The following is an 18,024-nucleotide window of genomic DNA, read 5'->3' as shown; positions in this document are numbered from 1 at the left end:
ATGAGTACAGAACTACTGATCAATGTCACGCCAAGTGAAAGTCGCGTTGCCCTAATCGAAAACGGTGTATTACAAGAAATTCAGCTAGAACGTATTGGTAACTTAGGTATCGTGGGTAATATTTACTTAGGTAAAATAAGCCGCGTGTTACCAGGTATGCAAGCCGCTTTTGTTGATATAGGCCTAGAGAAAGCCGCCTTTTTACACGCTTCAGATATCGTTAATAGTGCCTCTATTGTTGAGGGCGTTGACGACGAGCCGATTAAAAAAGTCCAAGATATTCGTGAGCTTGTTCGCCAAGGTCAGTACATTATGGTGCAAGTGGTTAAAGATCCTTTGGGTAGCAAAGGGGCACGTTTAACCACTGATATCACGATACCTTCACGGTATTTAGTGTTTATGCCTGATGCGACACATGTTGGGGTGAGTCAGCGTATCGAAACGGAAGAAGAGCGTGCAAGGCTGAAAAAAATTGTAGCCGAATACGGCGATGAAAACGGTAGTTTTATTGTCAGAACAGCTGCTGAAGGCGCAAGTGAAGCGGAGCTGAGACACGATGCAGCTTTTTTAAAAAAGCTCTGGGATAAAATTGTCTCTAGGCGCAGAAAAACCAGCAAAGCCAGTATCTTGCATGAAGATCTTACACTTGCCTTTAGAACGTTACGTGATTATGTAGGTGAAGATATGGAGCGCATCCGTGTTGACTCTAAGCTTACCTACCAAGAGCTTAAGCTGTTCACTGAAGAGTTTGTGCCTTTGTTATCACAAGTGCTTGAGTATTACCCAGGTGAGCGTCCCATTTTTGATTTATTTGATGTAGAAAGTGAAATTCAAAAAGCACTGCATCGTAAAGTTACTTTAAAATCGGGTGGTTATTTGATCATAGATCAAACTGAAGCGATGACCACTGTTGATGTAAATACAGGCGCTTTTGTTGGTCACCGTAACCTTGAAGAAACTATTTTTAATACCAATGTTGAAGCAACCTCAGCTATTGCCCGTCAACTAAGGCTGCGCAATTTGGGCGGTATTATTATTATCGACTTTATTGATATGATAAGCGATGAGCATAAACGCCGTGTAATGCACTCATTAGAATCTGCACTCGATAAAGATCGTGCCAAATCTAATATCAATGGTTTGTCGGCATTAGGCTTAGTTGAAATGACCCGCAAACGTACCCGCGAAAGCCTAGAGCATGTATTGTGTGATGTATGCCCAGCATGTTCAGGGCGTGGCTCACAAAAAACAGTCGAGACAGTCTGCTATGAAATTCTTCGTGAAATAGTACGTGTTAATCGCGCTTACGATGCGGATAAGTTTGTAGTGTATGCTTCGCCTGCAGTATGTGAAGCGCTATTAAATGATGAGTATCATAACCTCGCCGAATTAGAACTATTTATTGGAAAGCAGGTCAATATTCAAACCGAAAGTTTATACAGCCAAGAGCAGTTTGATGTGGTAATGATGTAATGAAATTTAAAGCGGCCTGTTTTTATTGTGTGCGAAAATTATGGCAAATAAGTGCTGTAATTTTAGTACTACTGGCCGTGATTGTTTCTATTTTAAAATACACCTTACCCTACGCGAACGATTATAAAGGAGATATAGAAAGCTACCTTGATGATAAGTTTGATATTAGTTTATCTATAGGTGCTATATCAGCAAGTTGGCAAGGCAGTGGCCCCGCTTTAGTACTCGAAGAATTATCATTTAAAGACAACCAAACAGCCCCTATCTCTTTAACCATAGCTAAAACCAGTTTAGAGCTAAACCTTTGGGAAAGTTTAAAGTCGCTGCAGCTTAAATCAAATTACTTTGTGATCAATGGCTTTCATACCAAGGTTAATGTCGCTAATTTATTTGCTGGTAATCAAGATGAAGTTTCATTTGAGCAAAAAGAACTAATAGAAGGACTGTTTTTAGGCGAAACCGGTCACTTTGCAATAGAAAACTCCAGCATCAGCTTTGTACTAGAAGATAACAAAGAACGTAAACTGTTATTAGAAAACATTGTATGGCAAAACCAAGATAAACAGCATCTTGGTAGCGGTAGCCTAGCGTTACCGGGTATTTCTGTGGGTAATTTTGATGCCCGTATTGCGCTCAAAGGTGAAACCTTAGAGCAAATGGTGGGCGATTTATATGTGCAGGCTAATCAGGTTGATGTGTCAAATTGGTTGGCCCAGTATATAAATACTCAAAAGCAGCAACTGCATAGTGATTTAAACTTACAAGCATGGCTTAGGCTAGAGCAAGGCTTAGTAAGTGACGTAAAAGTACAGTGGTTACCGAGTGCGGTAAATTGGCAACTCAATGATCAAACACAAAAGGTCAGCCTAAGTGAAGGGGGATTTCATTTATACCCTGAGCAAAATAGCTGGCGGTTAAAAAGTACCGGCTTAGCGTTTAGTACCAACGAAATAACGTGGCCTAGCCTCGAATTTGAAGCTTTATTAGGCAAGCAAAATAAAATATGGCTACAGCAACTCGACTTAGCCCTATTAAATGATTTAGCAGAATTAACTAATTTTACTGATTTAACTCCTTTTTTAGCTCGCCAACCCAGTGGTGAAATAAAAAACGCGTATCTAGAGTTTGCCGATGCAAAGCAATGGCAGTTGTGGTTTGAAGCCGATGAAATTAGCTGGCAAGAAAAAAACGCCGTACCCGCCGCTCAATCTTTAAGGATTGATGGATTAGTTAATCAGCAATATGGCCGGATCACTATTTTTGGTGAAAACAGCCACTTAATTACAGGTGCTAGTTTTAGTAATAATATTGACTATAACCAGCTAAACATCGAATTAGATTTAGCTAAGCGTTCAGGCGATTGGCATATTAGCAGTGATAACCTGTGGTTTGATAACAATGAAGTGACCTTAAGCGTGCAGATGCAATTAAGTTTAGGTAAGACGCCTCGCTTAGATTTATATGCCGAAGCATTTGCCCCCGATGCCAGTATTGCCGGTCATTATTTTCCTTTAACGTTAATGAGCCCTGAGTTAGTTAGTTATTTAAATGGCGCAATAAAATCAGGTGAAGTAACAAATGCCCAGGTGTTATTTTCTGGTCCATTATCAGGCTTTCCATTTGACGATGGTTCTGGGCAGTTTGATGTTTTAGCGCAAATAGATAATGCTACCTATCAATTCGATCCGGCTTGGCCAGCAGTCACAAATGCCAGTGTAAAGCTGCATTTTGCAAATGAGCGAATGGATATTTATAGCCAGCAAGGCCAACTGGTAAACCTTGACGTTGGCAGTAGTGTACATGTGAGTATTGATGACTTAATGGGTGATGCGCCATTGGTGGTTAGTATTGATAAGCAAGCTGAGCTTGAAAAAATGCACGATTTTTTTGTCGCCACGCCTTTAGCAAATCCGTTAGCTGATATTTTTAATGTTGTGCAAGGACAGGGGCTTGCCAGCGCAAACATTGAATTGCTAATCGGTTCACAATTTGAGGGCGGAGCGAGTGTAACTGGTAAGGTTAATTTACTCGACGCACCTCTTTATATTTCTGCTCCCGGTATTTCGCTTGAGCATTTAAAGGGTGAACTTAGCTTTAATAATCAACAAATAAACCTCACCGATGCTACGGCTACATGGCTTGGTATGCCATTAACGATTAACTACACTAGTGACGCAAACGCAGAGGATTATCGCGCTAATATAAATATAAATGCTCAGCTTGATGCGCAAACACTCATAAACCATGGTCAAGGTATTTTAGATGGTTACTTAAGCGGGCAAAGTGACGTTGATATTGCTTTAGAGCTTAATTTTACCGAGCAAGGGTTTAACTATCGTGCCGAAGTTGAATCGCCACTTATTGGCTTAAATAGTTCCTTGCCAGGAGTATATACAAAAAGTAGTGAGCAAGTTTGGCCTCTGAGAGCGGTTATTCAAGGTGATGATATCTCTAATCTGATCACTGCAAATATTAATGAGTTATTTTATTTCAATGCCATTCTAGACAATACTCAATCGCAGTTTACCAACGCTCATTTTATCATCGGTGAAAAAGACTTAGGGCTTAACTCACAAAATTTAGCGGTGAGTATTAATTTAGCGCAGAGTGAGTTATTACCTTGGATTGATTTAATTGATCAAATTATTAATGTAGCTAAAGCGCAGCCTGACAGTGCCTCGCCGGGCGTGATGCCGCCTTTACATGAAGTGGTTGCGAATATTAACTCTTTTAACGTGAGTGGCATGCAGTTTAATGATTTTGATATGCGTTTATCGCCCCTAAATAATAATTTGCAATTAAAGCTCAATGCCAAAGAGTTAAGAGCCGAAGTATTTATACCTAGCGGGCAATCAAGTCAGCCGATTCGAATTAATAGCGATTATTTAAGGCTTAATTTTTTAGATACAGAATCAGAGCAACCGAGCGAAAAATCAACCCCTGAACAACTTGCATGGCTTACAAAATTACCGGCTATTGAATTTGAATGTGCCGATTGTAAAGTAAGTCATTATCAGCTTGATAAGGTAAGCGCCTCATTGTTAGGCGATGGTAAAAAGCTGCTTATTTCTGAGCTAGTGGTTGATAAGGGCGACCATATATTACGGACTAAAGGGCAATGGCAGAATGGCCTAACGGCGATGAGCGGTGAACTTAAAAGTAATGATATTGGCGCCTTATTTAATGAGTTTGATATTACCACTACTATTAAAGACTCAAACGCCAATCTAAATTATCAGCTAAATTGGCAAGCGGCACCTTATGATTTAGACATTGCCAGTTTAGATGGTGAAATTAGCTGGGATTTAGGCGAAGGCCATTTAACTGAAATCAGTGATGGAGGTGCACGCGTATTCTCATTACTGAGCCTTGATTCATTAGTGCGTAAGCTAAAGCTTGATTTTAGAGATGTATTTTCTAAAGGTTTTTTTTATAACAGCATGCAAGGCACCATGCAGATAGATAAAGGCATTGCCTATACCCAAGATACTAAAATGGATGGGGTACCTGCCGATCTCTCTATAAAAGGGTATGCAAATTTAAATACTCTCGAAATTGACTACGACTTAGCCGTGGCACCACAAGTAACCTCGAGCATTCCGGTGATTGTGGCTTGGATGGTTAATCCAGTAACGGGGCTTGCAGCTTTAGCAATTGATAAAGTGATTCATTCTGCCCGAGTGATCTCAGAGATCAACTTTAAAGTAACAGGCAAAATGAACGATCCTCAGGTACAAGAGTTAGATCGTAAGAGTCGAGAGGTGACTTTACCGCAAGCAGCACAAAACCAGCCACAAGCATCCTCAGAGTTAAAACTTAAAGATGCCGAGGTTAGCGCCACACAATGAATAAACAACACATAAACTCATCTCCTGCGATTATCGCATTGCAAATGTGCTCTGGCTTAAACCCTGATGATAACATTGCACTTTTAAAGCAAGCATTAGCTGCTCTGCCAAACACGCGACCTTTGTTAGTATGTTTACCTGAAGCGTTTTTAGTGTTTAGTAAACACGCAGGTGATACGTTGTTAGTGTCTCAACGTATTGAACAATATAAACAGCAAATCAGTGAATTGTGCCGTAAACACAATATTTGGTTAAACGCTGGCACGTTACCAGAGCCATATAACCAGCATAAGTATTACGCCGCCTCTCATTTATTTAATAATCAAGGCAATATTGTTGCAAGCTATAACAAAATACACTTGTTTGATGTTGAGGTAGATGACCAGACCGGCAGCTACCGAGAATCCGATTTTACTCAAGCCGGCGATGAGGTTGTGGTCGTTGATTCGCCCTTTGGTAAAATTGGTTTAACAGTATGTTATGATTTGCGCTTTGCTGGTTTATTTAATGCCTTAGTTCGCAAAGGCGCCGAAATTATATTAGTACCCAGTGCGTTTACTGTTCCAACAGGTAAAGCGCATTGGCAGCCGCTACTTGCAGCGCGAGCTATAGAAACGCAATGTTATGTTATTGCTGCAGCGCAATATGGAACGCATGAAAACGGTAGGCAAACTTATGGTCACAGCCTCATGTTATCGCCTTGGGGTGAAACATTAAGTGAAAAATCAACAGGGCTTGGTTTTATTAGTTGCACCGTAGATTTAAACCAGTTACACAAAATTAGACGAGATATGCCGCTGCAATCTCACCAACGATTTAGAGAGCCATTATTATGAATTCGGTTGAACAGCATTTATTACACGACAGCCAGCTAAATCGAGAAGAACTCGAAAAAACATTAGCTTATATTCACCAGCACAAAGTTGATTATGCTGACCTTTATTTTCAATCGAGCCATCATGAGTCTTGGGTATTAGAAGACGGCTTAGTAAAAGAAGGCTCTTATAACGTTGAGCGTGGTGTGGGTGTGCGGGCTGTAAGCGGTGAAAAAACCGGTTTTTCATATTCAGACGCAATTAATCTTGAAGCGTTAAACAAAGCAGCCACCGCTGCTCGTAGTATTGCCGATGCCGGTGAAGATAAAGCGGTTAAAGTATTTAGTGACGTGGCTGCAAAGCAGCAGTTTGCACCGCATCAACCAATTTCTAGTATGAGCGATACCGATAAAGTTAATTTGTTACGTGAGCTTGAAAATTATATTCGCGAATTAGCCCCTGATGCTGAGCAAGTTATTAGCTCAATGTCTGCGGTATACGAAGAAGTATTAATTGCAGCCAGCGATGGCACCTTTGCTACCGATATTCGCCCACTGATCCGTTTAAACTGCTCTGTATTGCTAGAGAAGAATGGTCGTCGTGAACGTGGCGGTGCTGGTGGCGGTGCGCGCCTAGATTATGGTTACTTTAAAGAGCTGGTAGATGGTAAGCCGCGTTGGATGGGTTTTGCAGAAGAAGCCGTTCGTCAAGCTAAAGTAAACTTAGAAGCTATTGATGCCCCAGCGGGTACTATGGAAGTGGTATTAGGTAATGGCTGGCCAGGCGTGTTGTTGCACGAGGCCGTAGGTCATGGCCTAGAGGGAGACTTTAACCGTAAAGGCGCGTCTGCGTTTAGCGGTAAAGTAGGTCAAAAAGTTGCTTCAGAGCTATGTACTGTGGTTGATGATGGCACTATGGCCGATCGCCGTGGTTCACTTAATGTAGATGACGAAGGTACGCCTGCAGCCTATAACGTACTTATCGAAAACGGTATTTTAAAAGGCTATATGCAAGATAAAATGAACGCGCGTTTAATGGGGGTAAACCCAACAGGTAATGCTCGTCGTGAATCATACGCGCATTTACCAATGCCACGTATGACCAACACGTATATGTTAGGCGGAGATCACAGCCAAGCTGATATTATTAGTAGTGTGAAAAAAGGCGTGTTTGCCCCCAATTTTGGTGGCGGCCAAGTGGACATCACCTCGGGTAAGTTTGTATTTAGTGCCTCAGAAGCTTACTTAATTGAAAATGGTAAAATTACTCAGCCAATTAAAGGGGCAACATTAATTGGTAATGGTCCAGAGGTTATGCAACAAATCTCTATGGTAGGTAATGATTTAGCGCTTGATAAAGGCGTGGGCGTATGTGGTAAAGATGGTCAAAGCGTACCTGTTGGGGTCGGCCAGCCAAGCTTGAAAATTGATCGGCTAACGGTAGGCGGTACCGCTTAAATTTAGTGAGTAATTGCGATTAAAAAAAACCGCGTTTTACGCGGTTTTTTAATTTTAATATGGTTTAAAGCTCAAAGGGAGCGACACCGACTGCTTGCATTGTGTAACCTACTTGGGCTATTTCGCCAGACCAAGTTTGCGTTTTAATAACGCCCGTCACGACAATCGCATCGTATAAGCTATCGATAGGGACACCGCCTTTAATGGTCACATGAACCAGCTGATTTGGCGGCGGCGGGGGCACATGAATACAGGCACCAAAGTAAGGGACTAATAAAAACTCGGTGATAAGTTCGCTATCGCCTTCAAGAGGTACAACAAAACCAGGTAAGCTAACAGACTGCCCATCAAGTGCTTTAACAACTGGCGCGTCTAAATCAGGTTGCACCCAGTTTTGTTCACTGCCTTCGTGATTAGCTTGTGCTTGAGTATCTATTTGTACATGGCCCTCGGGTATGAGGTCTTCCCAAAAAATTTCCTTGGGTGGATTTGCAATGCTAGCAAAGCTAATTAGCACTGCGCTTAATAGCATTAAAGAGTGTGTAGTTACTTTAAACAATGTCATGATCATCCTAAAGTTTATATTTTTATACTCATACCATCACTGAGAGAATAAAAGTAAGCGCGTGTTGCGGGGATCAAACCAATAATGAATCCCGCAGCCATAATAACGCCAATCAAAGTGAGTTCATAGTCAGAGAGCATACTGATATTAATGCTAACCCCTGCTTGGCTTTGCAAGTAACCCGCCGTAGTGCCCATAAGTGCATAAAATAAAATACACCCTATCAAACAGCCTAAAAAGGTGGTGAGCAGTGATTCCATACTGATCAGCGAAAATAACTGCCAAGGGCGAGCACCCACAGAGCGTAATATTGCCAATTCTCTGCGGCGTTGATTAAGGTTAGCAAGTAGTGTGGTTAACATACCGAGCAAGCTAATAATGACCACCACAAATGAAAATAACAGCAGTATTTTTTCTATAATTGCCAGCATTTCCCAAAGCTCTTTTAGAGTGACTGTGGGCATAATCGCTAATAAAGGCTCTGATTTATATTGATTTATGTTACGCCTAATTTGCAGCGTATAAAGCGGGGAGTCGAAGCCCATTAAAAAAGCGGTAATTTGTTTTGGGTGCCCAGTTAATGCATGACTCGAGTGATCATGATGATCGTCATGTGCATTGTGGCCGCCACCATGGATCAGTTCAATTGCCGCTAGCGGCACATGCAAGGTTTTATCAACAGGGGTGCCGGTGGGCTTTAAAATACCAACAACTTTGAAGGGGTTATCGTCATGATGATGAAAGCTAGTATTGCCCATACCATGAGAAATAACGATTTCATCGCCAATTTGAGAAGCTAATTTTTTTGCAACCTCACTACCTATAACAACTTCATTGATGCTAGAAAAAGCCTGTCCTTGTTCAAATACTAAGGGCTGTTTTTTGGCAAATCGGTAGTGCTTAAAATAATCGAGTGTGGTGCCTAAGACTGCTTGGCCTTTGTGGCTATCTCCAAGGCTGATAGGAATGCTCCATTTAACCCCGCGCTGTTTTGTTATGTATTGATAGCTTTGCCAACTCACCCCATTGTTGGTATGGCCAATCCTAAACACCGAGGAGAGGAGTAATTGAATATCGCCAGTACGTGCGCCAACAATTAAATCGGTACCCGAAATGGTATTACTAAAACTACTTTTGGCATCCACGCGAACGCGCTCAATACTGAGTAATAACATGACGCTAATCGCGATAGTGAGCAATGTGAGTAATACGCTGGCACGTCTATTGAGCAAACTTTTATAGGCGAGTTTAAATAAAATCATACATCACCTTGTAAACTTACTAAGTCGATTGTGCGGCTAAAGAGTGGCTTTAGTGTTTCATCGTGACTGACAAAAACAAGCGTGCTGTTACTTTTTTTTGCTTGTTCAAATAGCAGCTTAATAAAGCTTTCACGATTTTGCGTATCAAGTGCTGAAGTAGGCTCATCGGCAATGATAAGTTCAGGGCTGCCTATAAATGCCCGCGCTGCAGCAACTCGCTGTTGTTGCCCAATACTCAAAGTGGCAACATTTTGATTATGAAAGTGCGGCTCTAACCCCAGTGCATTGAGTAATCTGGCTGCTTCACTCTCTAAATTATCGGCTTGGCTGAGCACGTGTTGCTGACGTTTTTTCGAAAATTGGCACCCTAAACACACGTTTTCTAATGGGGTTAAATAAGGTAGTAAATTAAAGTTTTGGAAAATATAGCCAATATGGTCCGCTCTAAATACATCGCGCTGTGCGTTGGTGAGCGCACTTAGGTTTTGGTTTAAAACACAAAGTTGGCCGCTAGTGGTTACATTAATGCCTGCCAGTAGCGCTAGTAAGGTAGATTTACCACTGCCGCTTGGACCATGTAAAAAAACATGTTCCCCGGCATTAATCGTAAGCTGCTTAATAGCGAGAGTCGGGATGACTGCGCTTTTTTGCCATTTGAAAGAGACATTCTCAAGGTTGATCATAACGGCTTACCAACCCCAATAGTTAAGTCTTTTGCGCATTTTAAATTGTCTAATAAAATTAAGCGGTTTAGCTTTGAGCTTTTCATCACTGTGCAACAGTTCATTGGTTGCGCAAAGTACTCGTTGGCTTGACTTACCATCTGTGTATGGGTGTAACTCTTGGCAAAAAGCTTCAATATTATCTACAAGTTCTTTTGGGTAAGTTAGTGCGTAGTCTATTGCGGCTTCAACGTTATTTTTATCCGTAATATTAAGTAAGTGTTTTTCAGGTGCTTTATTGCAAAATGTCACAACAGGCTTTCGTTGTACCAAAAACATCAGTAATATGGATGAAGTGTCGCACAGCATTACATCAGCAGATTGTAATAAAGGAATAACATTGTCTGTTTCAACAAAGGTTAGATTGTCATTACTTAACGCTTTGTATTTATCAACCCACTCTTGTGCCATTTTAGGATGAAACTGAACTAAGAGTCGCCATTTACCGCTTTCACTAAAGTGTTTTATTTGTTCATAAAGTTTAGGTGCAAGAGATAAGCGTTTTGAGAATGTAGAGCAGATCAATACTGTTGGGCGAGAGTCTATTTCATCAATGTGGCTAGGCTTTGAGTTACCGTTAAAAAATTGATCTAGGGGAGGCCAACCTGTTTCTACTACCTTAAAATAACCCAATTTTTTTTGTAACGCCGTAAATGGAGCCGTTGTATTTGGGCCTTGTGTACAATATAAATCAAAGCAGCCCCGCACTTTAAAGTGATCGTTTTGGCCTTTTTTATTTAGCTTTCCAGCATCAAAGCCGTGAAAAACAGCCACTTTCTTTCCGGGAAAAAATGTAGGGATAGAGTTCGCTGGTGCAAAGGTTGCGTCAGGCGCCCATTGGTTTATCTCATGAATAGAATTTAGTGTTTTTTCATCACTTTTCAAAAAGTCAGGATTAACATTATCACCTTCTAAAAACCATTTAACTTCCCCTCCTTGAGCTAATATTTCTGTTTGCAAAGGCCTTAAAATAGCATAGGAATAATTTTGAGAAATATACATTAAATATTTCTTATTCTGAGTGGCAGTTAAATAGTTCAAGTTAGCTCCTTAGGGCAAGTAATCATGCAAGTTTACCCCAATGCGCCAGCTAGATAAATATACTGAGATGATTTGTTTTTAGCCTAAGATTGAGCTTTGTGGTTGGCTAGATTATTATAGAGCGCCTAACCCCAATTCCATACTTTGCTCTTTGAGCATGCCAAACCCCGGAGATAGCATGACTAGCTATAAAGTTTTAGACGTAAACGATGACTTACCCATTCGTACTAAAGGTAAAGTACACAGTGGCAAAGTGCGTTCAGTTTATTGGTTAACTGATGCAGATAGCAAACGCTTAATAAATGAAAAAGGCTATAACGTTCCTGCCGATACTGAATTAGCCATTATGGTTATTTCAGACAGAATTTCTGCTTTTGATTGCATATGGCAAGGTGAAAATGGCCTAAATGGCGTTCCTGGTAAAGGGATTGCATTAAACTCAGTGGCTGCTCATTGGTTTAACATGTTTAATGAAGCCGGTTTGGCGGGTAATCATATTGTTGATATTCCTCATCCATACGTATGGATTGTTCGTAAAGCCAGTACAGTTAAAGTTGAAGCGATTGCTCGTCAATATATTACAGGCAGTATGTGGCGTGACTACGCTAAAGGTGAAAGAGACTTTTGTGGTTTGCAACTTCCAGAAGGCTTAAAAGCGAATCAAAAGCTTGAGCAAGTACTTATAACTCCCTCTACCAAGGGTATTATAGAAGGGGTTGCTGATATTCCTGCCGTTGATGATGTAAATATCACGCGTGAAAATATTACAAACAACTTAGATGTCTTTAATTTTAAATCGGCTGACGATGTCACCAAATACGAAAAATTATTGGTAGAAGGGTTCGAGCTAATTAGTAATGAGTTAGCTAAGCTCGGGCAAATTTTCGTTGATACTAAATTTGAATTCGGTTACGTAGAAGATTTAAATGGTGCTCAGCAACTTATTTATATTGATGAAGTAGGGACACCCGATTCATCGCGTATTTGGGATGAAGCATCATATAAGAATGGCAAAATTGTTGAAAACTCAAAGGAAGGTTTCCGTCAGCTGTTAATTAATAACGTACCAGAGAGTGATGTGTTATTAAATAAAGACCGTATGGCTGAGCGTGAGCAGTTAGCAAAAGATTATATTTTACCTGAGTCAGTAATGCTTGAAGTGTCTGACACTTATGTGGGCATCGCGAGCAAAATTATTGGTAAAGAGATTATTATACCTAATGATCCGCGCCAAGAAGTGATTGCTATTTTAGATGCTGATTACGGTTTAATCGTTAAATAACGTAGTAAGTAGATAGATATAGCAAAGCTCATTTTAACTAATGAAAAAGTATGTATTTTAAGTAACTGAGCTATAATTCTTGCAATTAGTGCTCGTCTCTAATTAACTTAACCTATGGTGAATTTTTAGGTGTGATTATGTTAGAGCGGGCAATGCAAGTTATTGCAAAACGTCGTTATTTATTAGTACTGGGTGCATTGTTTAGTGTGTCGGCCTTTGGCAATACTATTAATTTGGTTATTAAAGATCAGCATGACCAAGTATTGCCTAATGCTGTCGTAGAAATAAATCATTTACCTTCTTCAAAAACTACGGGCAATTTACCCACGGCGGTAATGGATCAAGTTGATAAACAGTTTTCTCCAGAGTTGCTTATTGTGCACCAAGGTCAGTACGTCGACTTTCCAAATAGCGATAATATTCGCCACCATGTTTATTCTTTTTCAAAAGCTAAACCTTTTCAATTAAAGCTCTATTCTGGCCAGCCAGAAGAACCTATTAAGTTTGATAATCAAGGTGTTGTTGTTCTAGGCTGCAATATTCATGACTCCATGGTGGGCTATATATATGTCGCTAACAGTAGTCATGTGTATACCAGTAACGAGCAAGGCCAGATAAAGCTGCAAGTAGACACTTTTCCTGTGCAAGCCAGTGTTTGGCATTCACTGCAAACAGCTCCCTTGGATAATAAAAAACTGTTTAATATAGAATCAACCAGCCCGTTATCAATAACTATAAATACATCTACCCCTGCACCACGTAATACCTTTGGCAGTCAATTTAGGGAAGGCAATGGCCAATAATTTACGCAGTCGTATTACAACGCTTTGCGTTGGCTTGGTATTACTCACTACCTTGGTTAGTTTACTGAGCTTTTGGTGGTCTACCAGTAAATTTCAGGCAGAAAAAGTGCAACAAAATATAACGGTTGCGCAAAGCGTTTATAAACAATATTTAAAATCAAAAGAGAGCTTATTATTAACAGCCGCAAAGGTGTTAACCGCTGATTTTGGTTTTAAGCAAGCGGTTGCAACTCGTGATGCCGCCACTATTAGCAGTGTGTTATACAACCACAGTCAACGGATCAATGCGGATCTTATGCTGTTGCTCGATTTATCAGGGCGGTTAGTATCAGCTAATGTTAATGCACAAAATTTTGCCGATAACCTACAGCCCTTAATGGATGAGTTATTAAATAATTCTGAGCAATCGAGCTTTGTGGTGTTAAATAACCAGCTGTACCAAGTGATTTTATTGCCCGTTAAAACTCCCAGAACCATAGCTTACAGTTTGGTCGGATTTAAAATAACATCTGCAGTGGCCACTGAGCTAAAAAGCTTGACCGGAATGGAGGTTAGTTTTGTTGCGCAATTAGATGACTTTGCAACAAGCTCGCTAGTATCCCAACCAGATAACTTTCAACCAATAGCGTACTTTACCAATAAAACTACGGCTCGTTTTTTTGCCGAATACTTGGCCTATGAAAACGAACAAATAGCTTTACCCTCTTTACAATCGCATCCGATAACCTTACTGCTTAGCGCAGATTTAACCTCGAGTTATCGCGATATTGAGCAATTATTATTAACGCTGATCACACTCGCTGTTTTAACTATGTTATTTGGTGTGATCACCAGTAGTTTGTTAGCAAATAATTTAACGACAGGACTTTCACAGTTAGCGGTTATTGCCAGACAGTTTGCAAAAGGCGACTACCGTTTTAAATTTGAAGGTAAAAAGCAAAGCAGTGAAATAGAAACGCTCGTGAATGCTTTTAATAACATGGGTAATGATATTAATAAGCGTGAGCAGCAAATAAGTTTTCAAGCACATCACGATACTTTAACAGGGTTTTATAACCGTTCTGCTATGTTAGATTTATTAGCTAAGCGGCTCACTAATGATGCGCGGTACACGCTTGTTGCTATTGATATAAAAGGCTTAAGGCATATAAACGATAAGCTTGGTCCGCAAGTAGGGGATGGATGTTTAATTGCAGTGGCAAACCGTATTCGTCAATTTTCTGATGAGCTAGGTGGTTTTCATGCCCGTATTGGTGGCGATGAATTCTTAACGGTTTACCCTTGTGCAGAGGTTGAGCAGGTAAAATGTGCAGTGGCTGATTTACTCAAGCAATTACAGCTAGCTTACAAGGTTAAAAATTTAAAAATAAGCTTACGTTTTAATGCTGGTATTGTGCAATACCCAGAGCAAGGGACTAAAGCAGACGATTTAATGCGACGTGTACTCATTGCTGTAGATGCAGCTACAACGAGTCAGCAAAGCTTACATTATTATCAAGACGGTGAAGATGAGGCGCATTTAGACCGTTTAATTATGCTTGATGAACTCAAACAAGCAATTGATGATGATAACGGGCAACTGTTTATGACTTATCAGCCTAAGTTGAATATTAAAAGTCAGAAAATTGATAAGGTAGAGTCTCTTATTCGTTGGCAACGAAAAGATGGTGGCTGGGTCTCGCCTGAGGTCTTTATTGATTTAGCCGAGCAGTCAGGGTTAATAGTAGAGCTGACCGCTTGGGTTGTCGAGACTGTGATTGCACAAATAGCCGATTGGTCAAAAAAGGATATTCATTTACAAGCCGCTATTAATGTTTCTGCCCAAGATATTGCTCATTCAGGTTTTCACGCTTCGTTGGTAGCCACCTTAAATAAATACCAAGTAAACCCAAGCTCTATCACTATTGAATTGACGGAGCGCGATATGATTGAAAATGAAGCCCAAGGTATTAAAGCGTTAGAAGATTTAAAAACTATTGGCGTTAAAATTTCATTGGACGATTATGGCGTAGGGCAAACATCACTAGGACGGTTAAAAATGTTACCTATTGATGAGCTTAAGTTAGATAAATGCTTTATTTTAACTCTGCACGAATCACAAAAAGATCAATACATAGTGCGCTCTTCAATCACACTGGGTCACCAATTGGGGTTTTCTGTTGTGGCTGAAGGGGTAGAAACCGCTGAGTCTTTATCAATGCTTCACGAAATGCAATGCGATCATGCGCAAGGTTACTATTTAAGTCGCCCTTTAAAAGCGCAGCAATTAGAACAATGGTTAGAGGAATATCAGCGTGTACATTAAGTTATTATTCGCCTTGGCACTCTCATTTTGTAGTGCGTTAAGTATGGCTGCTACGGGGAAATTATTAGCAACACCTGGGGTGTCTCAAATTGAAGGCAGTGCAGGAGGCGGATTAGTTCCTTGGGCACAATTAGCAGGGTATGCCAGTGAAGACGAATGGGCTGTTAATGGTTTTTGTAGTCGTGCTGATGTTACTGACTATCGTCTTGATGCCTGCGGCATGCAACTAAACCTATTCAATCGTGTTGAGCTCAGTTATGCAGTGCAGCAGTTTGATGTGCCTGCACTCAATACCGAGATAGAGCAGTCAATTTCTGGGGCTAAAATTCGTTTATACGGTGATATTGTTTATAGTCAGTGGCCACAGCTAAGTGTGGGCGTACAGCATAAATCACTAGAGGATGGCACAGTAGCAAAGTTAGTTGGCGCAAAAAATACCAGTGGTACAGATGTGTACCTAGCCGCCAGTAAATTACATTTGGGCGCACTTGCTGGGTACAACTGGTTTTGGAATGTGACCACCCGCTACAGTAAAGCCAATCAGCTAGGACTGTTAGGATATGGCGGGGCTAATGAGGGCAGCCATATTTTGCTAGAAGCAAGTAGTGCAGTTTTTGTAAGTCGTGAACTTGCCATTGGTGTTGAATATCGACAAAAAGCCAACAACTTGGGGTTAGGCGAACAAGATTGGCGTGATTTATTTATAGCGTGGATACCAAATAAGCATATGAGTGTGACTGCGGCCTATTTAGATTTAGGGCGGATTGCTGGTGTTGATAATCAAACTGGCTGGTATTTATCGGTTACGGGGTATTGGTAATGAAACTGAGTGTATTTATTTTTTGTTGTTTAAACTTACTTGCAGGGTGTACAACCCAACCCAACACCTCTTTGTATCACCAGCTTGGCGAACAAGCTGGGCTTGAGAGGTTAACTGATAGTTTTATTACACAAATAGGTAATGACAAACAAGTGTTTCATTACTTTGAGCACAGTAATATCAGTCATTTTCGACAAGGGTTTATTAGCCATTTATGTTCGCTGGTGGAGGGCCCTTGTGAATATAAAGGTGACTCTATGGTTGCTATTCATACAGGCATGAACATAAACGAAAAAGACTTCAATCACGTTGTCGATTTATTAATAAATGCAATGAACGAGCAAAATATCCCACATACAGTGCAAAATAAAATTTTAGCTAAAATGGCGCCACTGCGTGGCGAAATTATTAAGATTTAACCGATCGCAGTCATACAGCCAATATATTGAACTACAGTTATAACTTTTTAGTTATAACTGATAGATCCGCTGATATTTTTTTGCGTTGCATATATAAGTTTAACCTATGTTTTAAGTTTCTAATAAATGTACTTTTATTAGAATGCCTACCTGAATTTGCCCTTGCTATTTCACTTTCAAATTGGCCACTGGTGGCGACTGGATATGGCTTGATACCGATCATATTAAGCCCTATTTCACTATGAAATTGCATATCAACATCAACAGGTCTAAAAAATGGCTTTCTGCGCAGAAGTTTTTTAGCACCTTCTAGAGATAACATATACCCTTGAGCTCCACTTGGGGCTTTAAGGTAATTTCCTAAAACAAATTTACTTTCAAGGGATTGTGTATCAACAAATGCTAAATTTCGGCTATCAGAAAGTTTTATAAAATCCCAGTTTTGTAATTTTTCTGCGGCTTCTATTATGCGACTAAAACTCGATTGGATAGATAAATCATCTTCCAAAATTACACACATTGGGAGCGCTTCATCAACTATTTTTTGCCAAACTCTCATATGGCTCATATAGCAACCAATTTCACCCAAGGTTAAATCACGATGGTATTGTTTGTTATTTTTTTTTGGGCAATACCACATTTTAATTTCTTGCTCCGAGAGCTCTCTACCAATAGTAGCATCAAACCTTTGGGCATTAATATTTAATGTGTTTAATTTGTTTTGGGTTTCTAGCCATCGATCTTCGCAACATTTCATATTAATTACATAAATAGGTACAGTCATATCTATAAGCATTTTTTTATTTTTTTTAAGTCTAGCATTGTGTGGAGCTGTGCGGAATTAAAGTTATTAAAATTTAAATTAAGCAAATCATTATTCTATAAACGAGTACTAAGAAGAGGTTTATTTTTTTGCTAAGATGATAACTATCAATTATTAAACAGATAATAGCTACAGACAATATGAAAAATATGATTAGTTGTGAGCAACTTTTTGCACTCTATAATAGTGCGGACTTAGTCGTATTTGATGCGGGTATGTTGCGTCCTTCAGTAAACGGGGAGTACTCACCAAAATATATGCTTCCTAAAGCACAACGGTTTGATATCAAAAAAGAACTCGCAGATACCTCAAACCCCGCCGTGTCAGAGTAGTTGTCCTGTCTTCTTTTCACAATAGTTATAGTCAGACGGCGGGTGGTTAGCAGGTTC

14 protein-coding genes and 1 pseudogene are annotated in these 18,024 nt (G+C 40.1%); 10 read left to right on the top strand and 5 right to left on the bottom strand.

Features of this window, described 5'->3' with window-relative positions; genetic code table 11:
- From rng to tldD, 4 genes are read left to right on the top strand one after another with little or no spacing between them, the layout of a single operon-like run.
- Complete coding sequence (rng, locus tag AAEY57_RS12245; RefSeq protein WP_350607958.1) at positions 1-1,473, top strand: ribonuclease G; 1,473 nt, start codon at positions 1-3, stop codon at positions 1,471-1,473.
- The gene (locus AAEY57_RS12240) at positions 1,473-5,321 is read left to right on the top strand and encodes a YhdP family protein (protein WP_350607957.1); all 3,849 of its coding nucleotides are present in this window, start codon (positions 1,473-1,475) and stop codon (positions 5,319-5,321) included. The genes rng and AAEY57_RS12240 overlap by 1 nt, the downstream gene beginning before the upstream one ends.
- Complete coding sequence (locus tag AAEY57_RS12235) at positions 5,318-6,157, top strand: carbon-nitrogen hydrolase family protein (RefSeq protein ID WP_350607956.1); 840 nt, start codon at positions 5,318-5,320, stop codon at positions 6,155-6,157. The genes AAEY57_RS12240 and AAEY57_RS12235 overlap by 4 nt, the downstream gene beginning before the upstream one ends.
- The gene (tldD, locus tag AAEY57_RS12230) at positions 6,154-7,593 is read left to right on the top strand and encodes a metalloprotease TldD (RefSeq protein WP_350607955.1); all 1,440 of its coding nucleotides are present in this window, start codon (positions 6,154-6,156) and stop codon (positions 7,591-7,593) included. Before AAEY57_RS12235 ends, tldD begins: the two co-directional genes overlap by 4 nt.
- 64 nt (positions 7,594-7,657) lie before the next feature.
- Here tldD and AAEY57_RS12225 read toward each other — a convergent pair whose 3' ends face one another.
- From AAEY57_RS12225 to AAEY57_RS12210, 4 genes are read right to left on the bottom strand one after another with little or no spacing between them, the layout of a single operon-like run.
- Entirely contained in the window at positions 7,658-8,158 is a 501-nt protein-coding gene (locus AAEY57_RS12225) for a DUF3299 domain-containing protein (protein WP_350607954.1), read from the bottom strand.
- A gap of 14 nt (positions 8,159-8,172) precedes the next feature.
- Positions 8,173-9,420, bottom strand: coding sequence for an ABC transporter permease (locus AAEY57_RS12220; RefSeq protein ID WP_350607953.1), 1,248 nt, complete (start codon positions 9,418-9,420; stop codon positions 8,173-8,175).
- Entirely contained in the window at positions 9,417-10,103 is a 687-nt protein-coding gene (locus AAEY57_RS12215; RefSeq protein WP_350607952.1) for an ABC transporter ATP-binding protein, read from the bottom strand. The genes AAEY57_RS12220 and AAEY57_RS12215 overlap by 4 nt, the downstream gene beginning before the upstream one ends.
- 6 nt (positions 10,104-10,109) lie before the next feature.
- Positions 10,110-11,144 carry a CDP-glycerol glycerophosphotransferase family protein gene (locus AAEY57_RS12210; RefSeq protein ID WP_138561385.1) on the bottom strand — a complete coding sequence of 345 codons (1,035 nt, stop codon included), beginning with the start codon at positions 11,142-11,144 and terminating at the stop codon, positions 10,110-10,112.
- A gap of 217 nt (positions 11,145-11,361) precedes the next feature.
- Here AAEY57_RS12210 and AAEY57_RS12205 point away from each other — a divergent pair, with 217 nt between their 5' ends.
- From AAEY57_RS12205 to AAEY57_RS12185, 5 genes are all read left to right on the top strand, one after another.
- Positions 11,362-12,465 carry a phosphoribosylaminoimidazolesuccinocarboxamide synthase gene (locus AAEY57_RS12205; protein WP_350607951.1) on the top strand — a complete coding sequence of 368 codons (1,104 nt, stop codon included), beginning with the start codon at positions 11,362-11,364 and terminating at the stop codon, positions 12,463-12,465.
- Positions 12,466-12,602: 137 nt separating this feature from the next.
- Entirely contained in the window at positions 12,603-13,268 is a 666-nt protein-coding gene (locus AAEY57_RS12200; protein WP_033104284.1) for a methylamine utilization protein, read from the top strand.
- Complete coding sequence (locus AAEY57_RS12195) at positions 13,258-15,573, top strand: bifunctional diguanylate cyclase/phosphodiesterase (protein ID WP_033104283.1); 2,316 nt, start codon at positions 13,258-13,260, stop codon at positions 15,571-15,573. The genes AAEY57_RS12200 and AAEY57_RS12195 overlap by 11 nt, the downstream gene beginning before the upstream one ends.
- Complete coding sequence (locus AAEY57_RS12190) at positions 15,563-16,393, top strand: DUF3034 family protein (protein WP_033104282.1); 831 nt, start codon at positions 15,563-15,565, stop codon at positions 16,391-16,393. The genes AAEY57_RS12195 and AAEY57_RS12190 overlap by 11 nt, the downstream gene beginning before the upstream one ends.
- Positions 16,393-16,812, top strand: a complete 420-nt coding sequence (locus AAEY57_RS12185; protein ID WP_008468306.1) for a group I truncated hemoglobin — start codon at positions 16,393-16,395, stop codon at positions 16,810-16,812. Before AAEY57_RS12190 ends, AAEY57_RS12185 begins: the two co-directional genes overlap by 1 nt.
- 37 nt (positions 16,813-16,849) lie before the next feature.
- On the opposite strand, the gene AAEY57_RS12180 is transcribed toward AAEY57_RS12185, so the two are convergent.
- Positions 16,850-17,596 carry a glycosyltransferase family 25 protein gene (locus AAEY57_RS12180; protein WP_033104281.1) on the bottom strand — a complete coding sequence of 249 codons (747 nt, stop codon included), beginning with the start codon at positions 17,594-17,596 and terminating at the stop codon, positions 16,850-16,852.
- A gap of 179 nt (positions 17,597-17,775) precedes the next feature.
- Between AAEY57_RS12180 and AAEY57_RS12175 the strand changes: the two are divergent.
- Positions 17,776-17,952: pseudogene (locus AAEY57_RS12175) on the top strand (sulfurtransferase); the annotation flags it as partial.
- Positions 17,953-18,024 lie beyond the last annotated feature (72 nt).

Origin of the sequence: Pseudoalteromonas sp. MER144-MNA-CIBAN-0113, assembly GCF_040308965.1 — a bacterium.
In the GTDB taxonomy this organism is placed as follows: Bacteria; Pseudomonadota; Gammaproteobacteria; order Enterobacterales; family Alteromonadaceae; genus Pseudoalteromonas; species Pseudoalteromonas tetraodonis.
The sequence above is the reverse complement of the archived record's forward strand: the minus strand, read 5'-3'. Positions and strand labels throughout refer to the sequence as shown.